The organism is Shewanella marisflavi (assembly GCF_002215585.1).
Lineage (GTDB): Bacteria > Pseudomonadota > Gammaproteobacteria > Enterobacterales > Shewanellaceae > Shewanella > Shewanella marisflavi.
The window spans coordinates 2,393,366-2,418,880 of record NZ_CP022272.1; the positions used below are offsets into that span (position 1 = coordinate 2,393,366).

Annotated in this window: 20 protein-coding genes; 8 read left to right on the forward strand and 12 right to left on the reverse strand. The window is 51.1% G+C overall.

The annotated features are described in order from the left end of the window. Positions 1 to 13 precede the first annotated feature (13 nt). On the reverse strand, positions 14 to 1,381 hold the full coding sequence (gene yegD / locus CFF01_RS10460; protein WP_088904751.1) for a molecular chaperone: 1,368 nt from the start codon (positions 1,379 to 1,381) through the stop codon (positions 14 to 16). Between the two features lie 114 nt (positions 1,382 to 1,495). Here yegD and CFF01_RS10465 point away from each other — a divergent pair, with 114 nt between their 5' ends. Both CFF01_RS10465 and CFF01_RS10470 read left to right on the forward strand, forming a co-directional pair. Then, entirely contained in the window at positions 1,496 to 2,959 is a 1,464-nt protein-coding gene (locus tag CFF01_RS10465) for an NfeD family protein (protein WP_088904752.1), read from the forward strand. Beyond that, positions 2,959 to 3,762 (forward strand): slipin family protein, encoded by an 804-nt coding sequence (locus tag CFF01_RS10470; RefSeq protein ID WP_088904753.1) that lies wholly within the window; start codon positions 2,959 to 2,961, stop codon positions 3,760 to 3,762. The genes CFF01_RS10465 and CFF01_RS10470 overlap by 1 nt, the downstream gene beginning before the upstream one ends. On the opposite strand, the gene CFF01_RS10475 is transcribed toward CFF01_RS10470, so the two are convergent. From CFF01_RS10475 to trhO, 4 genes are all read right to left on the reverse strand, one after another. Continuing rightward, positions 3,759 to 4,787 (reverse strand): DUF2955 domain-containing protein, encoded by a 1,029-nt coding sequence (locus tag CFF01_RS10475; protein WP_088904754.1) that lies wholly within the window; start codon positions 4,785 to 4,787, stop codon positions 3,759 to 3,761. The two genes, CFF01_RS10470 and CFF01_RS10475, sit on opposite strands and share 4 nt — an antisense overlap. Before the next feature lie 9 nt (positions 4,788 to 4,796). After that, the gene (locus CFF01_RS10480; protein ID WP_033538312.1) at positions 4,797 to 5,855 is read right to left on the reverse strand and encodes an HlyD family secretion protein; all 1,059 of its coding nucleotides are present in this window, start codon (positions 5,853 to 5,855) and stop codon (positions 4,797 to 4,799) included. A 5-nt stretch (positions 5,856 to 5,860) separates the two neighbouring features. Then, a complete protein-coding gene (gene slyA / locus CFF01_RS10485) occupies positions 5,861 to 6,340 on the reverse strand; it encodes a transcriptional regulator SlyA (RefSeq protein ID WP_033538311.1) in 480 nt (159 codons plus the stop codon). 508 nt (positions 6,341 to 6,848) lie between these two features. Next, positions 6,849 to 7,835: an oxygen-dependent tRNA uridine(34) hydroxylase TrhO gene (gene trhO, locus CFF01_RS10490; RefSeq protein ID WP_088904755.1), complete on the reverse strand. Its 987-nt coding sequence runs from the start codon at positions 7,833 to 7,835 to the stop codon at positions 6,849 to 6,851. 220 nt (positions 7,836 to 8,055) lie between these two features. Here trhO and CFF01_RS10495 point away from each other — a divergent pair, with 220 nt between their 5' ends. Continuing rightward, a complete protein-coding gene (locus tag CFF01_RS10495; RefSeq protein ID WP_088904756.1) occupies positions 8,056 to 8,706 on the forward strand; it encodes a glutathione S-transferase in 651 nt (216 codons plus the stop codon). Between the two features lie 81 nt (positions 8,707 to 8,787). Here the strand turns inward: CFF01_RS10495 and CFF01_RS10500 are convergent, their stop codons facing one another. Next, entirely contained in the window at positions 8,788 to 10,650 is a 1,863-nt protein-coding gene (locus CFF01_RS10500; protein ID WP_088904757.1) for a choice-of-anchor I family protein, read from the reverse strand. Between the two features lie 233 nt (positions 10,651 to 10,883). Between CFF01_RS10500 and CFF01_RS10505 the strand changes: the two genes are divergently transcribed. The 5 genes from CFF01_RS10505 (at position 10,884) to CFF01_RS10525 (ending at position 16,963) form a co-directional block, all read left to right on the forward strand. Beyond that, positions 10,884 to 11,756, forward strand: a complete 873-nt coding sequence (locus tag CFF01_RS10505; protein ID WP_088904758.1) for a class II glutamine amidotransferase — start codon at positions 10,884 to 10,886, stop codon at positions 11,754 to 11,756. 197 nt (positions 11,757 to 11,953) lie between these two features. After that, a complete protein-coding gene (locus CFF01_RS10510; RefSeq protein WP_232479422.1) occupies positions 11,954 to 13,177 on the forward strand; it encodes a multidrug effflux MFS transporter in 1,224 nt (407 codons plus the stop codon). A 404-nt stretch (positions 13,178 to 13,581) separates the two neighbouring features. Then, complete coding sequence (locus tag CFF01_RS10515) at positions 13,582 to 15,303, forward strand: acetolactate synthase 3 large subunit (RefSeq protein ID WP_088904760.1); 1,722 nt, start codon at positions 13,582 to 13,584, stop codon at positions 15,301 to 15,303. Next, complete coding sequence (gene ilvN / locus CFF01_RS10520) at positions 15,303 to 15,797, forward strand: acetolactate synthase small subunit (RefSeq protein ID WP_033538304.1); 495 nt, start codon at positions 15,303 to 15,305, stop codon at positions 15,795 to 15,797. The genes CFF01_RS10515 and ilvN overlap by 1 nt, the downstream gene beginning before the upstream one ends. A 245-nt stretch (positions 15,798 to 16,042) precedes the next feature. After that, a complete protein-coding gene (locus CFF01_RS10525) occupies positions 16,043 to 16,963 on the forward strand; it encodes a LysR substrate-binding domain-containing protein (RefSeq protein WP_088904761.1) in 921 nt (306 codons plus the stop codon). A gap of 75 nt (positions 16,964 to 17,038) precedes the next feature. Here CFF01_RS10525 and CFF01_RS10530 read toward each other — a convergent pair whose 3' ends face one another. The 6 genes from CFF01_RS10530 to hrpA all read right to left on the reverse strand — a co-directional run bounded on the left by CFF01_RS10530 (position 17,039) and on the right by hrpA (position 25,407). Then, on the reverse strand, positions 17,039 to 17,626 hold the full coding sequence (locus tag CFF01_RS10530; RefSeq protein ID WP_033538302.1) for a cytochrome c3 family protein: 588 nt from the start codon (positions 17,624 to 17,626) through the stop codon (positions 17,039 to 17,041). A gap of 10 nt (positions 17,627 to 17,636) precedes the next feature. Next, positions 17,637 to 18,116 (reverse strand): nitrate reductase cytochrome c-type subunit, encoded by a 480-nt coding sequence (locus CFF01_RS10535; RefSeq protein WP_088904762.1) that lies wholly within the window; start codon positions 18,114 to 18,116, stop codon positions 17,637 to 17,639. Between the two features lie 11 nt (positions 18,117 to 18,127). After that, a complete protein-coding gene (gene napA, locus CFF01_RS10540; protein WP_033538445.1) occupies positions 18,128 to 20,617 on the reverse strand; it encodes a nitrate reductase catalytic subunit NapA in 2,490 nt (829 codons plus the stop codon). Positions 20,618 to 20,619: 2 nt separating this feature from the next. Next, on the reverse strand, positions 20,620 to 20,877 hold the full coding sequence (locus tag CFF01_RS10545) for a chaperone NapD (protein WP_033538300.1): 258 nt from the start codon (positions 20,875 to 20,877) through the stop codon (positions 20,620 to 20,622). A 40-nt stretch (positions 20,878 to 20,917) separates the two neighbouring features. Further along, positions 20,918 to 21,076 (reverse strand): periplasmic nitrate reductase, NapE protein, encoded by a 159-nt coding sequence (locus CFF01_RS10550; RefSeq protein ID WP_033538299.1) that lies wholly within the window; start codon positions 21,074 to 21,076, stop codon positions 20,918 to 20,920. A gap of 419 nt (positions 21,077 to 21,495) precedes the next feature. Then, complete coding sequence (hrpA, locus tag CFF01_RS10555) at positions 21,496 to 25,407, reverse strand: ATP-dependent RNA helicase HrpA (protein ID WP_408640493.1); 3,912 nt, start codon at positions 25,405 to 25,407, stop codon at positions 21,496 to 21,498. Positions 25,408 to 25,515 lie beyond the last annotated feature (108 nt).

Consider the following 25,515-nt stretch of genomic DNA (forward strand, 5'->3'; position numbering starts at 1 on the left):
ACTCCATCTCTTCTTAGGAAAACAGCTTTTGAGCCCAGCGCGTCAGACCTGCTGTCACACTGCCAAAATGATCGCCCACCACTATCTCTGTCTCAGGATACATCTGGGCGATCTTTCGATAAATCGCCGGGCTCTTGGCCGTGCCGCCTGTCACATAGATAATATCTGCTTGTGTTGCTGCCTGGTCCATCGCCTGACGCATTAGCGATTGGATCAGGCTAACGGGTTGTTCGATAGCCTGGCTAAAGCGCTCAAGGTCGACATCGGCATTAAGCGCCGCGTCGATATACTCCAGGGTAACACAGGTGGCTGGCGCGTCCGACAGCGCAATCTTGGCCGCTTCGGCGCTGCGTACCAAACGGTAACCCAGTTGCTCCACTTGCACTTTTAGCAATCTCGCCAAAAGATCGGCACGCGTAGCGTCCTTGATAAGCTCCTCAATCATCTTGCGGCTCGTTAAACTGGCAAAATCGCGCTGAGCACTGATGTCGTTAACCGCCACCGCATTCCAAAATGGCTGACTCGGCACCGGCAGTCCATTCACCATATGAGAACCAAGCCCCAGGTGCTGCATAAAGGCCTTCATCGCCAGGGCGATATCCAGATCGTTTCCGCCGATACGTTGACCACTATGACCGAGAAAGTCTTCACTACGATCTGCCTTATTGATATGAGATGGTCCCATCTTCACCACTGAGCAGTCGGTCGTGCCGCCGCCGACATCCACCACCAACACTGTCTTATCTTGGTTAAGACTGGCCTCAAAATCCATACCCGCAGCCAAAGGCTCAAACAGAAAACTCACCCGCTCAAACCCGGCACGCTTGGCGGCCAGGGCTAAAATAGCTTCGGCCTGACGATTACTCTCCTCACCGCCTATGCCTTGAAAATTCACCGGGCGCCCGATCACGGCATGAGTGGCAGTGCCGTGAGCCTGGAGCTGCTTATCAGCCAGTTGTTTAATATGCATCATCATCAGGGTGACGATATCTTCAAATAGGGCGATTTGGTCCGCTCGCAAACCAGTGGCACCGAGAAAAGATTTGGGCGAGCGTACATAAAAGCCCTCTTCGGGCATATCCAGATAGTGCTGCACCGCCTGCTCACCGACAAACACCGCCTGCTCGTCGCTATCAAGATCCAACGCCTGACGGGCGTGGCGTGCGCGGCTTAACTGAGCCGAACGAAGCTTGGCATAATCCGCCTTAAGATCGCTCGCAAGCGCCTGATACACAGCTTCGCTGATCAGTTCCCGATCGAACGCATACAGGGTCGATACCAGATAGTGAGAATCCCCCGCAAGAGGCAAAAGCTGCACCTTGCCATCCAACATCACACCAACGGCGCAGTTAGCGCTGCCATAATCGAATCCAACAAACATGCTTAGCGGCTCCCGCCCATCAAAAAGCCGAGAAAAATAACACACTGAGCTGAAAAGACAAGCAAAGGCGGCGCGCAAAATCGACTAGACTTAAATAAGTCATAAGGAGTCGCTATGCGGGTTTGTATTGGGCGCATCATACGTTTAACAACTCTGTTCCTACTAATCGTACTGAGTCTGGGTCAGGCTATGCCCGAAACGAACACAAACGCCTCAACCGTCTCATCTGAGCCACAAGTTAAAGCGGTGCCACTGATGCGTTTTAGCGGCGCCATAGGTCCCGCCATCGCCGAATACCTAGGCAGTGAGATCCAACATGCCAACGAGCTACTCGTGGCTGAGCGCCCGCCGTTGCTGATCATTGAACTCGATACGCCTGGCGGCTTAGTGTCAAGCTTACGCAGCATTAACCAAGCTATCCTCAGCTCCAAGGTGCCTATCGCCTGTCTGGTCGCTCCTTCAGGGGCCCGAGCCATGAGCGCCGGTACCTATATGCTATACGCCTGTCATATCGCAGCCATGGCACCCGCCACCACTTTGGGCGCCGCCACACCTGTACAAATGGGAATGCCCAGCCAAAATGAGAAACCATCAAACCCAAGGGACAAAGATCCATCCAAAGGGGATGACAGCAAGCAGCAGGGATCTAACGACAACGCCATGACCCAAAAGATACGTAACGATGCCATCGCCTATATTCGTTCCCTCGCCAATTTAAGAGGCCGCAATGTTGAATTTGCCGAGCAAGCGGTGAGTGATGCCGCAACGCTCACTGCCACAGAGGCTCTGGAACAGAATGTGATCACCCTGATGGCAAGTGACGCAGGTGAACTCCTGACAAAACTCGACGGTATGGAAATTGTTTTAGACGGCGAGCCCCATACCTTCAACCTTAAGCAAACAAGGCTAGTGCCCCACGAACAAAGCTGGCGAAGTCACTTCATCGCCACCATTACCGACCCCAACATCGCCTATATCCTGATGTTAATCGGTATCTATGGCTTGCTGCTTGAATTTTATAGCCCTGGCGTAGGTATCGCAGGCGTCATTGGGGGCATCTCCCTTCTGGTCGCCCTCTATGCATTTCAGTTGTTGCCCATCAACTATGTGGGTTTGGGTCTTATCCTGTTAGGCATAGCCCTGATTATCGCCGAGTCTATGGTGCCAAGTTTCGGCATTCTCGGCCTTGGCGGGATCGTCGCCTTCGCGCTGGGATCCCTGTTTTTGATCGACGCCGATGGCGGCGACCTCGCCATCTCGCTGCCATTGATAGCGGCAGTAACCGTCACCGCCGCTGGCTTTTCTCTCTGGGTACTCTCAAGTCTCTGGAAAACGCGCAAGGCCGCCAATGTCAGCGGCGATGATCTCATCATAGGCGCCATGGCTACCGTAGTCAGTGGATTTGAACACTATGGTCTGGTCAGGCTCAACGGCGAATGCTGGCAGGCCCGCTGTGACACTCACACCCAAACAGGGCAAACCGTCATTGTGCAGGGCCGCGAACGACTCACTTTAATCGTCGCCCCCATACCTAGCCCTACCGAGGCAAACCCGCCTCAGGACTCCGGAGGTCGCTAATGGAAACCTTTACCTACGATACGCAACTCTTTTTCGTCGCGCTTATCTTCTTATTGCTAACATTGCTGCTCAGCGCCTTTAAGATATTGCGAGAATATGAGCGTGGAGTCATCTTTATGCTGGGCCGTTTCTATCGCGTCAAGGGACCCGGTCTCATCATAGTGATCCCTTTAATTCAACAGATGGTACGGGTCGATCTGCGTACTGTGGTGATGGATGTCCCCACTCAGGATGTGATTAGCCGTGATAACGTCTCGGTACAGGTCAATGCGGTGATCTATTTCAGAGTGCTCGATGCGCAAAAGGCGATCATCAATGTGGAGGATTTTCTTCAAGCCACCTCACAGCTTGCCCAGACCACGCTACGATCTGTGCTGGGGCAACATGAGCTGGATGAGATGCTGGCCAACCGTGACATGCTCAACACGGATATTCAATCTATCCTCGACAACCGCACCGATGGCTGGGGAATAAAGGTCTCCAATGTCGAGATAAAACATGTAGATCTTAACGAAACCATGGTACGAGCTATTGCTAAACAGGCCGAAGCAGAGCGGATCAGACGTGCTAAAGTTATTCATGCCTCAGGGGAAATGGAAGCCTCAACCAAGTTAGTTGAAGCGGCACAAAACCTCAAAAAATCCCCCAACGCCATCTTACTGCGCTACCTGCAAACGTTAACGGAAATTGCCGGCGAGAAAAATTCCACCATCCTATTCCCCTTGCCAATGGATCTGCTCAAAGGGGTCATGCGCCGCTCGGCCGAAACTGACGAAGCGGCGGAGAAAAAGCCTCAGGACTAATGGCCGAAGCGAGTCACTTCAAAGCGATTGAGGAGCCGATGCACCAGATAACAGGCCATCAGGGTTAACACTATGGCGCCAAAAATACTGGATGCCCGATAGAGGCTGCTATAAAAAAGATCATTTGATGGCGTCAGGTTTTGCCCATAAAGCGTCCCTAAGGTAGTCATAGCACCAAACCCGACACCCGACCCCATCGCCTCGGTCACGTGGGCCTGGCTGAACAGCAGGGTCACTAACCAAAACAGCGGCAGCAAGAGCAGCAACTCATGGGACCAGGTATAGAGGAACAACTGCATTAAGAGACCACAACTCACTCCAAGTACAGTCCCTATGGCGCGGCGTCTGGCATAACCTAAGGCACCATTCCAATGCATGGGAAAAAGTAACATCAAGGTCGTCCCTTGGGCTGCCAGGGAGTCCCGCAGATCAAACACCTGAAACACCACAAAAGATAGGGTGGCGATAGTCGCCCCCATCAGCGCCTCGTGACGCATGCGATGAGGAGCCTTGGGAATGGCCGCCATCGGCGCCCGCTCTTCAACGTCAGGAAATAGATACATCATCAGGTAAGCGATCAAAATGGAAACGCCACAGCCCATAAAGTTGTTGATCGCCAACTCGGTCACATCGGTATCTGGATAACTGGCAAAATGCAGCATGATGCTCAGGCTAATCACCCCGGTGGCACCAAATAGAAACAGGCTCCCGCGGGACATACAGGCAAAACGATAGAGAAACAGCAAGAAGGCTACCATGGACATCACCAAAGGGTGTGAGCCCAAATACTCGGCCAGCAGCGCCACTTCTATGATGGCGATGGCCGAGGAGGCCATCACCTGTCGCACCACATGCAGTGACATCTTAGGTAAGATCCCCAGCATCAACATGGGCAGTACGGTAAAGAACACCCCATAATTGAACTCAAGCACCTTACAACAGAGAAACCCCAAAGTCGCACCGGTAGCGATTCGCAGACACTGACGCAGATCGTTAGCGCTTAAGGCATGATGACGAATTAACACACAACGCCCCTAGTAGATATAATGCAGCAGGCTGATGAATTTTATCTGCAGCTTGGCTAAGAACTCATAGATCACGTTACTAGGCTGAAGTTGCACCGTCGCCTTGGCACCCGCCGGCAGTGTCATGGTCACATCTGGCGCCAACTGGAGGTGAAGACGAAAACGCTGAGCATCACGCACCCAACGATTGGATTCTGTCGGAGTTGCCAGGCGTCCATTGGCATCAAATTGCGCCTGACTGACACCAGCATCGACACTGCTTACACTTGCCTGAAACAGCTCACCAGGACGGCCATCGAAAGCCACCAGCGCGCTTGCACCTGGGTGAACATTTCGCAGGTTTTTCTCACGAAAATCGGCAATCACATCGACATTATCGAGCAGCAGTGCCATCACAGGCGTAGACTGGTTCACCATGTTACCAGAGGCTAACTGCACGTTAGTGACCACACCATCATGCTCGGCGCGGATCTGGGTATAGCTCAGGGCCAGTCTGGCCTGAGAAAGACGATTCTGCGCTTGACGCAACTTAAGGTTATCTTCTCCAGCCTGACCTCTTAGTGTCTTAACCTTGGCAAGCTGCGCCTTGGCAGCCAAGAGCTGTGAACGACTGGCTTTCACTTCTGTTTGCGCCTGATCGATCATCTGTTGTGACACGCTCTGATTGGCATAAAGAGATTGCACACGTTTGGCCTCACGCTGCTTAAGTGCGTAGGCGATCTCCTTGGCATTCACCTCAGCGTTAGCCGCCGCGATGGCAGCATCCAGTTCAGCGTTATCTTGTCTGGCCTGCTCCAGCGCCAGTTCAGCCTGCTCCTGAGCCAGCAAAAACGGCGTCTTGTCCAGGCTGAACAGTAGATCCCCACGCTTTACCTTCTGGTTATTGGCGACCTCAACCGCTACAACCCTACCACTCACCTGAGGGGCTACCTGGGTAATGGTGCGAGTGGCCATCGCCTGGGTAGTCAAAGGCATCTTAAGATCGGCAAACAAAAAGTAGCCAAACAGCATAATAAAGCCAATACAGGCAAACTTAACTAAACGGGCAAATTGCTGATCCGGTGTCATTGTCTTTATTTTTCCTCTTTGGTCATTGTGTGTGATTGTAATTTTCTCGTGGCGTTTTCACTGATACGGTTAAGGACAAGCTCAAAAACCTTGAGCTCCTCTGGGCTGATCCCCTGATAGAGTTCGGCGCGCAGATCAATAATGCGCTGACAAATGAAGGTCAGCAGATCTTGCCCTGCCTGTGTTAAGGAGACGCGTCTGACCCGCTTATCATGCTCACAACAGTGGCGCTCGATAAGCGACTGCTGTTCTAGCTGGTTTAAGGTACGCATGAGCGAAGCCAGCTCAATCTCAAGGGCTTCGGCAAGGGCTTTCTGGCTCGTTTCCTGACCCATACGAAAGAGCTTCCATAGCACGCTCCAACGACTATGGGTTAAGCCCAAAGGCGCCAGTTCAACATCGGCGACCATGCGCCACAATCGCGCCAATCTGGCCACGCGCTCGGCATTGGATGACTCAGTCCAATCTCTGTCTTGATCTGTCATATGGGCTCTCCTTGCGAGGTTATGACGCTTGACATATTACTTAGCAGGCTAAGCATTGTATTTATTTAGCAGGCTAAGTAAATAGCTAAATGAAAATTAAAGACAACATGTCATTAAACTAAAGCGCCTAAAACCTTAATCTTTAATCACTTAATCTGTCTTATTCTGCAATGGCTAATCAGGTTCCAACACAATAGACAAAAAATGAGCTGCAAGTGTAAGGCAAGCTGAAACACACAAGAGGTAGAAAAGATTGGGATATTGACAACAACACCGCTTAAGCGGATGGGAAAAGATGGCGAAAATAAAAAGCGAGCATTGCATAACACAACACTCGCCTTTGCTTCTTACGTTGAATACATTGGCAGACACGCTCTAAACTCAAGCTACCTAAACCTCTGCCAATACTGCTCTTCAAGCAGACAGTCGCCCGATGCAACTCATCTCTAGCAGCCATTTAAGTATAGACTCAGATCTTAAAAAACGCGCAAGTTTCGAGGTAAAAAAATTAGCGAACACCCTGCTCTGCTTGGCGCTGACGACGCTGTGTCTTGTCCTGACGTCGCTGATCAATAACCTGTTTTACATCACTACCAATATGGGATTCGCCGCGCGCCTTGGCTAACTGCACCTGACGCTCGCGCTCGAGGAAACGCTTGCGCTGCTTTTCAGACAGCTTGTCGATGCAGTGAGGACAGCTGACGCCCTGCACATAGTGCTCGCTTTGCTTGTCTTCCTCTGTGATCGGCAGGCGACAGGCATTACATTGATCGTATTGCCCTTTTTCCAGGTTATGGTTAACCGACACACGGTTATCGAACACAAAGCATTCACCTTCCCAGAGACTCTCCTCTGGCTGCACCTCTTCCAGGTACTTGAGCACACCGCCTTCTAAGTGATAGACCTCATCAAACCCTTGCTCTTTCAGGTAGGCTGTCGACTTCTCACAGCGAATACCGCCGGTGCAGAACATGGCCACCTTCTTATGCTGGCTAGGATCCAGATTCTGCTTTACGTAATCGGGAAATTCACGAAAAGTTTGTGTCTTAGGATCGACGGCATTTTTAAAGGTGCCTATGCTGACTTCATAGTCGTTGCGGGTATCGATAAGCAGCACCTCGGGATCAGAAATTAGTTTATTCCAATCTTTAGGCTTCACATAGGTACCGACCACCTTACGAGGATCGACACCTTCGACTCCCATGGTCACTATCTCTTTCTTCAGCTTAACCTTAGTGCGATAGAAAGGCATCTCATCATCAAACGACAACTTGTAGACAATGTTATCGAGTCCTGATTGACCATCTAACCAAGCCAGCAGTGCCTCAATTCCGGCCTGACTGCCGGCAACGGTACCGTTTATTCCTTCACTGGCGAGCAGGAGAGTCCCTTTAATCCCCAATGATTCCATCTCCTTCAGCAAAGGCTGCTGCAGGGCGGCAAACCCTGGCAGAGAGACGAACTTATATAACGCACATACAACGACTTGAGACATATTGACCTCTTTTACTGCTCCCTGAGGCTTAATCCCCAGTGCATAACAAAGCGCCTTTGTGATCTATGGCGCAAAATGGAGGCGAATTCTACCTAAATCACAGTCAAACAAACAGGGAGAAAAAGTAAGGGTATTAGGCCGCGGGGCCTGACCGTAAAACTATGGGGTTGCGATCTCGACCAAAGCCATGAAAAATAGCGTGCTCAACAAGGAGACTTACATGCCAAGGCCTATTTTATACTCATTTCGTCGTTGTCCCTACGCAATGCGCGCCCGTCTGGGGCTCTATTTAGCCCAGCAAGAGGTGGAACTGCGGGAGATAGTGTTAAAGCATAAGCCTGAGCCCATGTTAGCGGCGAGCCCAAAGGGCACAGTGCCTGTGTTAGTACTCGATGATGGCCGCGTCATCGATGAAAGCCTTGAGATCATGCTCTGGGCATTAGCCCAGCAAGATAGTCACCAACTACTTAGGGCTGCACCGCAAGTTCATCAAAGCACCATGGCACTGATAAGCGACAACGATAACCAGTTCAAACCTTGGCTAGACAAATATAAATATGCCGATCGTCATCCAGAGCACTCGGCAAGTGACTATCGCGCCAAAGGTGAAGCGTTTGTTCGCACCCTTGAAGCGCGGTTAACGCAATCAGCGCAGCTTGTCTCAGATAGGCCTAGCCTCGCTGACTATGCCATCTTCCCCTTTATACGTCAGTTTGCCCATGTGGATAAACAGTGGTGGCAACAGGCTCCCTACCCTAAGGTGCAAGCTTGGCTCAGCGAGCATATCAATAGCCAGGCTTTTGTTGCGATCATGAAGAAGTACCCCACCTGGCTTGAAAGTGGTGAGAGCTTCTCTCTGTTTTCAAAATAAAAGATAATTTAGCCCAATAATAATATGTAAAAAGGCGCCATATTGGCGCCTTGATCATCCTCTAGCCGTTAAACAGGCTCATCAGTGCAGTGACAACTGATACACGCTGATGCTACCGCTGACCTCGTTACCTATGATGAGCAGAGGCTGAGCAGTTGGGCTGTCGCTGGCGGAAACAAAAGCCATGCCTTCAGGGCCGAGATCTCCTGCCGCTTCAGGCGTGCCAGTGATATCACTGCCATCAATTTCGAAACCCACCTCAAAATCACGATTAACGACATAATCAACAAACTTAGGCGCAAATGGATTGGTGATCTCATAGATCATAAAACCCGACGTTCGTTCTAAACCGATAAAGGCGTAGCGCTTACCGTTAACCTCACCAATCGCCAGCGCCTCAGGCTCGGCGCCTTTATCGTCGCTGCGACTGTCCCCCTTGTTCTCTTCATTGCTGTTGTTAAAGTTGCTGCCCAGCAACGCGGCAGTAATGCGGGAAAAGTCGCTGCCGCTATCAAACACCTGCTGACCATTTTGATCCCAAATAGAGAAAGACCGACCACCATAGGCCACTATCTTGTCATAGTCGCCATCACCATCTTGATCGCCCATGGAGGTCGTCACCTTTAGACGTCCTAACTGCGTCTTATCTTGAGCCGCAGCATATTGAAGATGATTGGGATCGAGCAGCAGGTCGGCTGCACGCACTTCTTCAGAAAATCCCCCATAATCGCGCGAGTCACCTTCGTTGGCCGTCACCAAAAAGTCACTGCCATGCCACTGAAAACTGGCGATGGTATCGGGCTGATACAGACCCACTACGCCTGGATAGGCCTGAAGGTTAACGCGATCGTCTTTGTCACTGGCATCGATGGCATTTTGCGCTGCGCCAAAATCCTTCTCCCCCAAAGGCCAGATACTGATGACCTGCTTCTGAGCGATATCGATCACCGCGATGGCATTGTTTTCCTGCAGGCTGACATAGGCGCGGCGATTATCTGCCGACACGCTGATATATTCAGGCTCTAAATCCTGCGCCACGCTGGCACCTGGGCCATTGATCTTAATGTTAGCGGCCAATTCACTCTCTCTGGCGGCGCCCACATTAAAGTCACTGAAATTGAGCAGCGTGGCACTGGTTGCCGGTACGCCATCGACCACATCGATGAAGGCAATCGTCCCGAGGGGATCGACCAGATAGTCATCGCTTGGCTCCCCCTCACCCGCCACCAAGACCTGTTTACCGTCATGGCTAAATACCAGGTTATCCGGCAACGCGCCCACCTCGACTCCGTGCATAAAACTCACCTCGCCCGATGTGCCGATTCGGTAAAAGGCGACGTAGCCCATGTCTTGCTTGCTGTTGCCAAGGGTATCGCCGCGCTCAATGGCCGCCGCCAGCAGATCGCCATGAATGGCCAGACTATTAACGCCTCCAAGGCGCTCATGACCAAGATCTTGCGCGACATCCAGTTCACGCAACTTAGGTAAATTGTTAAGGGTCAATGCCACCTCAGCACCTACTGGCTGCCCGCTAAGACCCGAGGCATCAATGATATCCACCTTACCACTCTGGGCATTGACCACAAAAACATGACCGGTCGCGCCATGAAAACCCAGGATCTCCGCGGCGCTTTGGCCAAACACACCCGAGGCGTAGCGACCAATCAAGTCGGCCATTAGCTGCTGCTCAGCCTCTCGACATAGATATTGGCTCTGCTCAGCGTTGATCTCGGCGCTATCGAGCATGCCATTGCCATTGAGGTCCAGTCCCGTCTGTATCAGCTGGCCACCTAACGGGCATTGGCTATCTCCTGCGGCAACCTCTGTCAATTTCACCAGGCTATTGGCGCCATGACTGCCATCCACACCGTCCTTGCCGTCGTCACTATTACAGGCCGTCACACCTATACTTGCCACCACCAATGCTATTACCGTTTTTTTCATGGGATTATCCTTTGTCGTTAGCGCTAATCGGCACGATTTACCATCCTAAAAAAGAATGATAAGTGGCCTGTAAATGGCGCTAAGCTAAGAGGCAGATAAGGCAAACTCATGACAGGTAGATGACAATTTAACGACACTCAACCACCATTTCGGGGTCGCTGGTAAAATTTCACTTTGTCACTGATTAAAATCGCGCTAAATTTTGGTTCGGTATGATTACGGATAGAGAATCCATGTGCAGATTTTTAACCTATAGTGGCCCCAAGGCCCTGATGTCCCCCTTGATATTTAAAGCATCTAACTCTTTAGTGATGCAAAGTAAATACGCGCAAAAACGTAAGGTGCCCACCAATGCCGACGGCTTTGGCTTGGGCTGGTACCCTACCCAGGATGATCCCATTCCGGCCACTTTCGTCAATGTCGACCCCGCCTGGAGCAACCGTAACCTTAAGATGATCGCTGAAAAAGTGGAGACACAGCACTATTTCGCTCATGTGCGTGACGCCTCCAAGGGAATGCCCGTCAGCCAGGCTAACTGCCATCCCTTCTCCTGCATGCACTACCTTTGGATGCACAACGGCCGTCTGGATCAGTTTGATAAATTTCGCCGTCAGTTACTTAATCAACTTTCAGATCGTGCCTTTGCATTGATCAAGGGCAACACAGATTCCGAATATGCCTTCGCCCTTTTCATGGATAAACTCGGCTTTGTCGAGCAGGCCAGCCTGGGTCAACTGGAACAGGCGATGGAAGACACTATCGCCAGCATCATGAGTCTTCGAAAAGCAGCCGGTGCCGACACCAATGCCTTCATTAATTTTGCGGTGACCGACGGCAGACATACCGTTGTGACCCGTTTCGCTACCTTAGAGGGCGCTAAACCAGCCTCACTTTTTTATGGCCGCGGCCTGATAGGTGAAACGCAAGAGAGCATCGACTTTATTCCCCATAACGGCAAAGATGCCTGCATCATCATCTGCTCCGAGCCCCCTACCGATCAGAGTGAGTACTGGACTAAGGTGGAGCGCAACCACATGGTCAGTGCCATAGGCAACGAGCTGGTGAGCCAGCGAAAAATTCTCCTGCCTTATCAGGCAGAGCTCTAACCCAGAACTGGCGGGCTCGTCCCGCCAGATACCTGCAAGGTTTTGTTACAAAAGCACCAAAGGCGCTTTGGTCAAAGCGCGATAAAGCATTAGCCAAGACTTGGCCAGATCCCTTACAATATCCCTTCCCCCGGATAACACCCTTTCTCTGTTATCACACCCAAAAAATAACCCTAAACCCGTCACAAGAGGTATGAGTGAACAATACGTCGATCCCGCCATTTCAGTCTTCAAGACCACAGGGCACTCTGAGTCTCGCCCTGTTAATCCCCATGTTATCCGCTATCGTGGCCATCACGCCGCTGGCGATCGATATGTATTTGCCTGCCATGGCGACCTTGGCAAGCAGCTTTAATTCCAGCATCACCACAGTCCAGCAGTCACTAAGCCTCTACCTAGCCGGTTATGCCATGGGCATGCTAACTTTCGGCCCTATCGCCGATCGCATTGGGCGTCGCCCCTTAGTGATCATCGGTCTGACGGGCTTTATGCTGGTGAGTTTGGCGCTCGCCTTTGTGACGAATGTCGAGCTGTTTTTGGGGCTGCGCTTTGTGCAGGCCTTCATTGGCGCCGCGGCCACTGTTGTTGTGCCTGGCTATATCAAAGAGGTGTACGGCCAAAATACCGCTAAGGGGATGTCTTACGTCAGCCTGATCATGATGCTCGCCCCCCTTGTGGCGCCCACTTTGGGCAGTCTGATCCTGGAATTTGGTGACTGGCATCTGATCTTCTTTATTCTCGCCTTTTATGCCAGCCTGTTACTTTGCTTGGTGCTCACTAAACTGCGCATGCCCAGTGACAATCAACATGAGGGGCGCAGCCAGAAATCTTTCTTCGGTGCCTATGCCGTTGTCTTTACCAAACCTGGCGTTAAGCTGCATATCGCCAGCGGCGTCATGACCTCGTTTGCGTTTTTCTGTTACCTCACCGCATCACCATTCGTTTACATGGAGGTGTTTGGTCTGGATAAGAGCCTGTTTGCTATTCTGTTTAGCACCAATGTGGGCGCCCTGATGCTGGCCAATGTGATCAACAGCCGTATTGTGGTCAAATATGGCTCTCGCAGAATGTTAAAAGTCGCGACCTTCCTCGCGGCGATTTCTGGTATCTGCCTGCTGAGCGTCAACCTCCTCGGGCTCAGTTTTCACTTTACCGTTGCTATGCTAATTCCCTTCATGGGCTTTTTAGGCATCATGTCGGTCAATGCCGATGCCATCGTCTTGATGAAATTCCAGCAAGAAACTGGCACAGCAACGGCTGTCATTGGCACCTTAAGATTTGGTTTTGGCGCCCTGGCGGGCCCCTTGCTGGCACTCTTTTATACAGGGACGGCCGTCCCCTTCTCAGCCCTCATGCTGGGTGCTGTCACCTTAGTGGGGCTGTTTCAATTTCTTGCCCATAACCAGCATAAAAAGTATTAACTATGCCAAGATAGTCCAAAAGGTCGCCGATACCAGCCATGTCGGCGCCCTATCAGGTTAACTAGCCTAACTATATGATACTTATGTCTAATGATACACTAAGCATATAAGCGGGCCCTTGATACATCACAGTATACCTCGACTAAAAAGCGCTATTTTCCCCTCTTAAACGTGAGTTTTGCTCAAGTTGTCATTTTTTTGCAGAGAAAAGGCTTGAATTCATCATTCTTTGGCATATGATGAAATTCTGTTCATTAGCAACAGTCACCTGAACTTAGGAGCCATACACTGGCTTTTAAGATAAAGCGCGAGTCTGAATTACCCTTCAGACTCTTTGTTTAGAGCGATTACCGTCGCTGTAGCAAGATACTGCATACCGTCGCGGTAACTATGAGGGATCAATAATGGAAAAACTTTCCGGCGCCAGCATGATCGTCCGATCATTAATCGATGAAGGCGTTAAACACATTTTCGGCTACCCTGGTGGCTCAGTTCTCGATATCTACGATGCTCTGCATCAAAAATCTGGCATTGAACATATTCTCGTACGCCATGAACAGGCCGCCGTGCACATGGCCGATGGTTATGCCCGCGCAACAGGTAAAGTGGGTGTGGTACTTGTCACCTCAGGCCCAGGTGCCACCAATGCGATCACAGGCATCGCCACCGCCTACATGGATTCAATCCCACTGGTCGTCCTCTCGGGTCAGGTGCCCAGCAACTTGATTGGTAACGATGCCTTCCAGGAATGCGACATGATCGGCATCTCTCGCCCCGTGGTGAAACATAGCTTCCTGGTCACTGATGCCAAGGATATTCCGGGCATCATTAAGAAAGCATTTTATATCGCTTCAACCGGTCGTCCCGGCCCTGTGGTGGTAGACATTCCTAAAGATTGCCTTAACCCGCAAATTTTGCATGAATATCAATATCCAGATGAGATAAACATGCGCTCTTATAACCCCACGACTACGGGACACAAAGGACAGATCCGCCGCGGACTGCAGGCACTGATAAAAGCCAAGAAGCCTGTGCTTTATGTGGGCGGCGGTGCGGTGATTTCCGGCTGCGACCAACAGATCCTCACCCTGTCTGAACGTTTAGGCATTCCTGTCGTCAGCACACTCATGGGCCTAGGGGCATTCCCCGGCACCCACGCCAATAGCGTCGGCATGCTCGGCATGCACGGCTGTTATGAGGCCAATATGGCGATGCACAATGCCGACCTTATCTTCGGTATCGGGGTAAGATTTGACGATCGCACCACCAACAATGTTGAGAAATATTGTCCCAATGCCACCATATTGCATATCGATATCGACCCGTCATCCATCTCTAAGACGGTCAGGGTCGATATCCCTATCGTAGGCTCGGCGGATAATGTGCTCGATAATATGCTAGCCCTGCTGGACAGTGATCCAGCAATGAAAAACGATGAAGGTGCCATCGATTATTGGTGGAGCGAGATCAATCAATGGCGCAGTCGCAATAGTCTGGCCTACGACACCAATAGCGAGCGTATTAAGCCGCAACAAGTGATCGAAACGCTGCATAAGCTGACCCAGGGCGATGCCTATGTGGCCTCTGACGTGGGACAGCACCAGATGTTTGCAGCCCTCTATTACCCCTTCAACAAGCCGCGTCGCTGGATCAACTCAGGCGGGCTGGGCACCATGGGATTTGGCCTGCCAGCCGCCATGGGGGTGAAGATGGCGATGCCTGAAGAAACCGTCATCTGTGTCACAGGTGATGGCTCCATTCAGATGAATATTCAGGAGCTATCAACGGCGCTACAGTACGACACACCTGTAAAAATAATAAACCTAAACAACCGTTTCCTTGGCATGGTAAAACAGTGGCAGGACATGATCTACTCGGGTCGTCACTCCCACTCCTATATGGACTCAGTGCCTAATTTTGCCAAAATTGCCGAGGCCTATGGCCACGTGGGCATGACCATTAGCGATCCCGCCGAGCTAGAAGCCGGCCTGGAAAAGGCCCTTGCAATGAAAGACAAGCTGGTTTTTGTCGATATCAGTGTCGATGAAACTGAGCACGTCTATCCCATGCAGATCCGTGGTGGGGCAATGAATGAAATGTGGCTAAGCAAAACGGAGAAAAGCTAATGCGTCGAATTATTTCTGTATTACTCGAAAACCAGCCCGGCGCCCTATCTCGTGTAGTAGGCCTTTTCTCTCAGCGAGGCTACAACATCGAAAGCCTGACGGTAGCGCCGACAGATGATATCACCCTGTCACGACTGAATATTACCCTGGTGGCTGACGAAGCAGTACTTGAGCAAATTGAGAAGCAGCTACACAAACTCATTGATATCCTTAAGGTATCTAACATTACCGAGTCCAGCCATATCGAGCGGGAGCTGGCCTTGGTGAAGGTAAAGGCCAAGGGAGCGGGTCGCGAAGAGGTCAAACGCACAGCAGACATCTTCCGCGGTCAGATAGTGGATGTGACGGCCGAGCTCTATACCATTCAAATGGCAGGCACCTCAGACAAACTCGATGCCTTTATCACGGCTATCGGTGAGGTCACTAAGGTTATCGAGGTATCACGCTCTGGCGTTGTCGGTCTGTGCCGCGGCGAAAAAGCGATGCGTGCCTAAAACGATAAATTAATCTTATTTAGGCCTCAACTAAAAACGCCAGCAGCTGCTGGCGTTTTATTATTGATGCTGGACTGATGCGCTTAGTAACCACCCTCGGCAAGTTTGACCTCCTCCAATAGGCAGCATAACCAACACCTTAGCTAAAGCTAGCTAGCCCAAGACAAACTTTGAGATAGGGCTACCTAAAAAACGGCCAGCTAGCTATCATGAAACCAGCTAAGCCATCCCTGACGGAACGCCCATTGAAAACATTCGACTTTAACCTGCTGCCCTTACTGGAAGTTTTACTCGAGGAGCAAAGTGTCACCGCTGCGGCAGAGCGCCTACACCTCAGCCAGTCAGCGGTAAGTAAGCAACTCAATAAGCTCAGAGAGTCCTTCGACGATCAACTGTTTGAGCGCACCGCCCACGGCCTTCGCCCAACACCTAAGGCTAAACAGCTCGGGCCTGAGATCCGCCAGATCCTGAACCAGGTCTCCTCTCTTACCCGCCCCAGTGACTTCGATCCCTCAATGAGCCACAGGCGTTTTCGCCTCGAATTGGTCGAGACAGCTTACTCGCTAACCTATCCGCGTTTCATGCCAACCCTGCTTAAACAAGCGCCTAAGATCACTATAGATAGCCAGACCTGGCACAACGAGAGCATGGAGCGTCTGCTGCGCTGCGATACCGATCTGGGGATTGCCTGCCGAGAATGGGACGAACGCTCACTACAGCATGTCAATAACCTGCCCAGCGCCTTGCGCTACGTCGAACTGACCCGTGACATCTCTCTATGTCTGGTACGCGAGGGCCACCCACTGCTTAGCGAAGAATGGAACCTCAATACTTTCCTCAAGTATCGCCACATACAGGTCACCTTTGGCGGTATCTCCCACTGGCTGCTTGATGATGTACTGCAGATAAAACACCTTAAACGGGATATTGCGGTTAACCTCACCGATTTTAATAGCGCCATGCAACTGTGTGAGCAGAGCGATCTTATCCTCTGTTCACCGGCAAAATACGCCAAAGAGATGATGGGTCAATATAAGCTGGTCTCCTTGCCCGCCCCCACACAAATGGTCCCCGGCACTTATCTGCTGCTCTGGCACAAACATTTCGATCTCGACCCCAGTCATCGCTGGCTGCGGGAGTTAATCATCGACTCTGTGCAAGGGTAAGAAACTTGAGAAAGGCCCATAAAAAAACGCCAGCGAGATGAAGGCTGGCGTTTTGCTTGGAGATGGAATCTTAGGCTAGAAGCCTTCGACTCCTTTCATGTCAGGTAAGTGGTGAGCAATACCCTTATGACAATCGATACAGGTTTTCTCGCCACTGGCCAATGACGTGGAGTGCATATTGGCCGCACGTGTCGATTGACGAGTAAAATCCATGTAGTCGAAATTGTGGCAGTTACGACATTCGAGCGAATCGTTGGCTTTCAGTCGTGCCCATTCATGCTCGGCCAGTTCACGGCGCTTGGCCTCAAACTTTTCACGAGTATTAATAGTGCCAAATACCTTACCCCAAACCTCTTTTGAGGCCTGCATCTTACGGGCTATTTTGTCTGTCCAGTTGTGGGGAACATGACAATCAGGACAGGTCGCACGCACACCACTTCGGTTAGTAAAGTGTATGGTTGTCTTCAACTCTTCATACACGTTATTTTCCATCTCGTGGCAACTGATACAGAAAGCTTCCTGGTTGGTCGCTTCTAAGGCAGTGTTGAATCCCCCCCAGAAGATGACCCCGGCAATGAAGCCGCCTAATGTGAGAAAACCTAAGCTGTAATGCACGCTGGGCTTTCTTAACACCTGCCAGATTTTTTTCAACTTATCTAACATACGGCCGCTCCTAGTGCTTAGTTGCTTCAGCTTTGATTAAGTGGTCGATATCGATAAATTCATTATCTACCAGAGTTTTAGCATCCAGCTGTGGCACGTGGCACTGAGTACAAAAATAGCGACGTGGTGATAGATCCGCTAAGAAGTTGTTCTCTCTATCCATGTAGTGAGTCACACTCACCATAGGCGCCTGTGAATCCCCTGTACGCTTGCGGGCGTGGCAAGACATACACTTGTTTACCTTAAGGTCGACCTGATAACCGTCGATCTTATGTGGGATCACAGGCGGCTGCATGGGGTAGTTACGCACCTGCTTAACGTCTGTGTTACGAACCTTAGGCATCACAGGTGGCGTCGGGTTAGTGTCAAGCGGCGCCTGTCTCAGGGTGGCCACCTTTTCATCTGGCACACTGGCAGCGCTGACGTTAAATACTGCAGCCGCAGAGAGACTCACCAGGGTCGCAAAAGTTACAAATTTCAATGTTTTCATGGTGATCCTCCTTATGCCTTAACCACTTTAACTGCACACTTCTTAAAGTCAGTCTGTTTAGACAAAGGATCCGTCGCATCTAGCGTAACCTTGTTAATCAGCTGGCTGGCATCGAACCAAGGTACAAAGACCAGGCCGACGGGTGGCTTGTTACGACCACGGGTCTCGACGCGTGTCTTTATCTCACCACGGCGTGACACCACCTTCACCTCATCACCACGGCGCAGGCCGCGCTTCTTGGCATCATCTGGATGCATGAAGCAGACTGCATCTGGGAAGGCGCGGTACAGCTCAGGCACACGTTGAGTCATAGAACCTGAATGCCAGTGCTCTAGCACACGACCGGTCGATAACCAGAGGTTAAACTCTTCATCTGGTGACTCAGCGGCAGGCTCGTATGGTAGTGCGTAGATAACCGCCTTACCATCTGGCTTACCGTAGAACTGGAAGCCTGTACCTGGTTTCACATAAGGATCGCTACCCTCACGGAAACGCCACTTGGTTTCTTTGCCGTTCACTACAGGCCAGCGTAGGCCATGCACTTCATGGTAGGTATCGAAGTCCGCCAAGTCATGGCCGTGACCGCGACCGAAAGCAGCGTACTCTTCAAACAGGCCTTTTTGTACATAGTAACCAAAGTGCTTGGCTTCATCGTTCATGTACTTAGGATCCGCCTGCTCTAGGGGGAAGTTATCGACATTACCGTTTTGATAAAGAACCTGGAACAAAGTCTTGCCCTTGTATTCTGGATTGGCCGCCAGCACCTCTTTTGGCCAGACTTCGTCGGTAGTAAAGCGCTTAGAGAACTCCATCAACTGCCAGAGATCTGAGCGAGACTCGCCCGGCGCTTTGACCATCTGATGCCAGAACTGGGTACGACGCTCTGCATTACCATAGGCGCCCTCTTTCTCCACCCACATAGCGGTAGGCAGGATAAGGTCAGCAGCCTGAGTCGTCACCGTTGGGTAGGCATCTGACACTACAATGAAGTTTTCAGGGTTACGGTAACCAGGTAAGCCCTCTTCATTCATGTTAGGGGCGGCCTGCATGTTGTTGTTCACCTGCACCCAGTAAGCATTGATGTCGCCATCTTTGAGGCGGCGATTCTGCTCTACCGCATGATAGCCAGGCTTAGGTGGAATGATGCCATCAGGGATCTTCCAAATCTTCTCGGCAATCTTTCTGTGCTCTGGGTTATTCACCACAAGATCTGCTGGCAGACGATGTGAGAAGGTGCCCACTTCACGAGCGGTACCACAGGCTGAAGGTTGACCTGTCAACGAGAATGGGCTGTTACCCGGCGTTGAGATCTTACCTGTTAGCAGGTGGATGTTATAAATCAGGTTGTTACACCACACACCACGGGTATGTTGGTTGAAGCCCATGGTCCAGAATGAGGTGACCTTGGTATTCGGATCGGCGTAGAGTTTCGCCAGTTCAATCAACTTATCTTCTGGCACGCCTGAAAGCTTGCTGACTGATGCCACATCATAGTCGGCAACAAAGGCCTTGAAGGCGTCAAATTCAATCGGGGTAGACTTGCCAGCCGTCTTCACGTTCTTAGCTTTTTGTTGTAGAGGATGGCTTGCACGCAGACCGTAACCTATGTCGGTTTCACCCTGACGGAAGTTGACATGCTTTTTAACGAAGTCCCAGTTCACTGCATCGTTTTGAATGATGTAGTTGGCAATGAAGTTAAGGATTGCCAGATCTGTCTGCGGCGTAAAGACGATACCGAGATCGGCTAAGTCGAACGATCTGTGAGTAAAGGTCGATAGTACTGACACCTTAACATGCGGTGCACTCAGACGACGGTCGGTGACACGGCTCCAAAGGATGGGGTGCATCTCGGCCATGTTAGAGCCCCAAAGCACAAAGGCATCGGCGTGCTCCATGTCATCATAACATCCCATAGGCTCATCGATACCGAAGGTGCGCATAAAGCCACCCACAGCAGACGCCATACAGTGACGGGCGTTAGGGTCAATGTTGTTCGAGCCAAAGCCTGCCTTCATCAGCTTAGAGGCGGCATAACCTTCCCAAACTGTCCACTGGCCTGAGCCAAACATACCAATAGCGGTTGGGCCCTTTTTCTTAATGGTGGCTTTCCATTTTTCCGCCATAGTGTCGAAGGCGGTGTCCCAGCTAACCGGCGTGAATTCACCATGCTTGTCGTACTTACCATTGGTCATACGCAGCATAGGGGTCTGTAGTCTGTCTTTGCCGTACATGATCTTAGACAGGAAGTAACCCTTGATACAGTTCAGACCGCGGTTCACCTCACTCTCAGCATCACCATGGGTGGCAACGACTTTACCGTCGCGTGTTGCAACAATGACCGAACAGCCAGTGCCGCAGAAACGACAAGGTGCCTTGTTCCACTCAAGCTTAGTCTGCTCTGAACTGGTAATCAGGTTGCTTGCTGTTGCAGGCAGGGCTAAACCAGCTACTGAGGCAGCGGCCATAGCCGCATTTGCCTTCATAAATTCGCGTCGATTCATCTTCATTTTTCAACCTCTTCAAGCACTTCACTCTGGTGATACACCATGGCTGCGGACAGCACGCCCTCAATTTTGTTGATCGCCTCAATGTCAGCCATCAGCCCCTTCTGGGTCATGCCTTCGAGCACAACAACCAACTTGATCTCATCATTGACAGACAAATCAGCGTTTTCCATCTTCATGATTGTCTGTCTGACACTGGACATAAATTCAGGCTTAACCTGAACCACTAAACTGGTGACGTGAAGTTCATTGCTCATTGATATTTTCACTCTTTTATATTTGTTTGATAGCAGTGGTTTAACCTGCACCTGGTGGTCCGGTTAGTATCTGGCTAAACCAGATAGCAAACCCCAAACCAGAAACGAGTATCACTGACAGCAGGGGAGCAAGAAAAACGGTTAGAAACACAAATATTTTCAGCTCTAAACTTTTCTCTTCATTAGGTGTGGAACTCATGCATCCTCCAACGGGTCATGCCGATTTTCATCTCAGATAAAGCCGGCTTGCCAGTGGTTGGTGTGGGCCAATCAATCGATAAAACCGTACTTTTTTTCCTGGTATTTATGGTATCAATAACTTATTAACATTCTGTATACCCCTAAATCGGTAAATTCTATGCAGGTTTGATCTGGATCATCCTTTTGAAGCAGATAAAACCCGGATCACTTCTCCTAGACATATTTTTCGATTGAGAAAGCAACAAAATGAATAAATTAGCTATTCACAAACAACTAAAACATAGTCATAAAATCGCGATTTAGTAAGTCAAAACGTGATCTAAATCGTAAAAATATATCAATGGGGGTAGACTCGGTTTTCCAGAGGTAATAAAAAAGCACCCATTGCGGGTGCTTTTTTAGTCATAATGACAACAATCAGGCTTCGGCGATACGGTTCAGGATACGCTTCTCAGAGATGGGATAGGCGGTACCCAGCACCTGAGCGAAACAGGAGACGCGATACTCCTCTATCATCCAGCGCGCCTCTTGCAGCGCCTCGGGAACGGCTGCACTACGCGGCACCTTGGCCAGCTGTGCCGCCAGCGTCTGCTGCACATTATTGATACTGTGCAGGTGCAAACGATCGCGATTGGGATCGACCGGCAGCTTATCCAAGCGATTATCAATCGCCTTAATATAACGAATTAAATCTGCCAGGCGCTGCCAACCGCACTGCTCTACAAACCCTTTAAACACCAGGTTATCCAGCTGAGTTTGAATATCACTCATCGCAAAGGCGATATCCAGACTAATCTTGCCTTTAAGACGCTTTTTCACCTTTTGATACAGGGTCAAAATCTCCTCTACCTGCAGGGCTATCTTGGCCGCCATAGGGTTAAGATCCTGACGCACGATATCTTTTGCCTGTTCAAACTGCGCTTCGCTGCGCACATTTAAGCCCTTCTGATCCAGCAGCTGCTGCACCGCCGCCGACAAGATATCATCGATTAAATACTGCACCTGCCCAAAGGGATTAAAATACATCGCCAATTTAGCCTTGTTGGGCAGGGTATTCTGCAGGTGCTTAACTGGCGATGGCATATTGAGCAGCAAGAGTCGCTGCAAACCGGCCTTGTGACTGCGACTGGCTTCATGCTCATCGTCAAATAGCTTAATCGCCACACTAGTCTTATTATCCACCAGCGCAGGAAACGCCTTCACCTGGAAATTACCGCGGCGCTTTTCATACTGCTTGGGCAGCTCACCGAAGCTCCACTGAGTTAGCTCACTCTGCTCAATACCACTCTCGGCCACATTGCGGATCGCCTGGGTCACCTTACCCTGTAACTTATCTTTAAGCTGATCCAGTTCCCGCCCTTGGGCCAACAGCTTGCCGTTATCATCTTCAACCTTAAAGTTAATAAGCAGGTGCGGCGCCAATTGAGAGAGGTCAAAATCATCTGGCGAGATACGCACGCCGCTCATCCGCAGCAGCTGCTTACACATGGCCTCCAGCAGACTCATCTCACCGCTGATATTCGTGCTGCTCTTAATGCTGCTCTTAATGCTAGTCATCGCCTGCAGGCAGGCTCTGGCGTAATCTGGTGCCGGCACAAAGTTACGTCTAAGGGTTTTCGGCAAAGATTTGATCAGCGCAGTGATCTTCTCTTCCCTCAGCCCAGGCACTAACCAGTCGAAGCCTTGAGCCTCAATCTGATTAAGCAGCGCCACAGGCAGATGCACTGAGACGCCATCGTCAGGATCGGCGGGTTCAAAATGGTAGCTCAAGGAGAGGTTAAAGTTGCCCTGATGCCAGCTGTCGGGGAAATCCAGCGCAGAGACATGCTCATCGCTGCGTTTCATCAGCTGTTCACGCTCGAAATCCAGCAGATGGGGCTGGCGCTTCTTCTCCTGCTTCCACCAGGTCAATAACTTAGGCGCGTTGTAGATCCCCTCGGGAATGCGCGCCTGATAGAAATCCACCAGCGCCTGCTCGTCCACCAAGATATCGCGGCGACGAGACTTATGTTCCAGTGCTTCGATATCTTCCAGCAGGGCGCGATTTTTAACGAAGAAGGCTTCCTTGGTGCGAAGTTCCCCTTCTGCCAATGCACTGCGAATAAAGATCTCACGGGCCTCAACAGGCTCGATCGGGCCATATTGCACTCGGCGGCGATTGACTATGGTTAACCCATACAGCTGCTGATTCTCCAGCGCCACCACACTACCCTGCTTGGCCTCAAAATGAGGTTCGACATAACTCTTTTTTACCAGATGGCCGGCCAGTGGCTCGACCCATTCTGGCTGGATCTTGGCACAGCAGCGGGCAAACAGACGCGAAGTCTCGGTCATCTCCGCCGCCATGATCCATTTTGGCCCCTTCTTCGCCAGCGGCGATCCTGGGAAAACGAAGAACTTGCGATTGCGGGCGCCAAGATATTCGTTGTCCTTATCCTTAAAACCAATATGGCTCAGCAGGCCGGTCAGCAGGGATTTATGCAGCAGCTCATAGTCGGCGGGCTCACTGTTGAGCTTCCACTTGAGGTCATGCACTGCCTGACGCAATTGCGTATAGAGATCCTGCCACTCACGCACCCGCAGGTACGCCAGGAATTCCTGCTTACATAACTTGCGGAACTGACTGGCCGACAGGGCCTTTTGCTGCTCCTTGATATGATCCCACAGCTTAACCCAGGCGATAAAATCGGAATCCTTATCGTTAAAGCGGCGGTGGGCCTCATCGGCGGCCTGCTTCTTATCCATAGGACGCTCACGAGGATCCTGAATCGACAAACCCGCAGTGATCACCAATGTCTCATGCAGACAGCCATAGTCTTTGGCCTGTACCACCATGCGCGCCAGACGCGGATCCACCGGAATACTCGCCAGCTGGCGTCCAAGAGGCGTCAGTTGCAATTGCCCCTTGTGCTTGCTCACTGATTGCAACTCTTCCAGCAGCAAGAAGCCGTCGCGAATGTAACGCGCATCGGGCGGCTGAATAAAGGGGAAACCTTCGATGTCGCCAAGGCCAATGGAGAGCATCTGTAGAATCACCGAAGCCAGGTTGGTTCGTAAAATCTCGGGATCGGTAAACTCGGGGCGATTGTTAAAGTCGGCTTCATCGTACAGACGAATACAGATCCCCGGCGCCACGCGGCCACAACGGCCCTGACGCTGATTGGCGCTGGCCTGAGAGATAGGTTCAATTGGCAGGCGCTGTACCTTAGTGCGGTAGCTATAACGACTGATACGTGCCGTCCCCGGATCAATTACATACTTGATCCCTGGTACCGTCAGCGAGGTTTCCGCCACGTTGGTGGCCAGCACAATACGTCGCCCACGATGGCTCTTAAACACCTTAGACTGCTCTCCATAGGAGAGGCGCGCATAGAGAGGCAGAACCTCGGTATCTTGATACTGCTGTTTGTTGAGTTGATCCGCCAGGTCGCGGATTTCACGCTCGCCATTGAGGAAGATAAGGATATCGCCGGGCCCCTCGCCCATCAGCTCCTCAACCGCAGCAAAGATGCCGTCGGTGAGATCCAAGTCTTCATCCCGCTCGCGCACTAAAGGACGATAGCGGGTCTCCACCGGATAGGTTCGACCCGACACCTCGATAACGGGCGCATTGTTAAAATGCTTGGAAAAACGATCCACATCTATGGTGGCCGAGGTGATGATCACCTTGAGATCCGGGCGGCGCTTGAGCACACTCTTGAGGTAACCCAGAATAAAGTCGATATTCAGGCTGCGTTCGTGGGCCTCATCGATAATGATGGTGTCATATTGATCCAGGTATTTGTCTGAACTCAGCTCCGCCAACAAGATACCGTCGGTCATCAACTTAATATAGGAGGTCGGCTTAATGGCATCGGCAAAGCGCACCTTAAAGCCCACCACTTCGCCTAAGGGACTGCCTAGCTCTTCGGCCACACGGCTTGCGACGCTGCGAGCAGCAAGTCGACGGGGCTGGGTGTGACCGATAAGGCCGCGACTGCCAAGGCCAAGCTCGAGACAAATTTTAGGCAGCTGAGTCGTCTTACCCGAGCCGGTTTCACCGGCCACAATCACCACCTGATGGTTGGCGATCGCCTCGGCAATTTCCGCACGTTTTTGTGAGATTGGCAGGGCTTCGGGATAGCTGATCTCGGGTCGGTTTTGCAAACGTTCCTGTGCCTTGGCCGCTGCAGCAATGGCCTGCTCAGCTAACTTAGCCAATTGCTCATTTTTCTGCTCACCATCGGCCTGTTTTTTTAACCTATGCAAGCGGCGTTTGATACGTGAGGCATCGGCCTGATAACACTGATTCAAGAAGGCATGAGACAAGGGGTGACGTGGCGAATTCAAATGCAAAACCCATATAGCAAAACACAAAGCAGAGATCCTACCAAGTAACGGTCCACTTTGGTATGGAAAATCGCGCCAGACGGGCGAATTTGTTCACCTTTTCTCTTA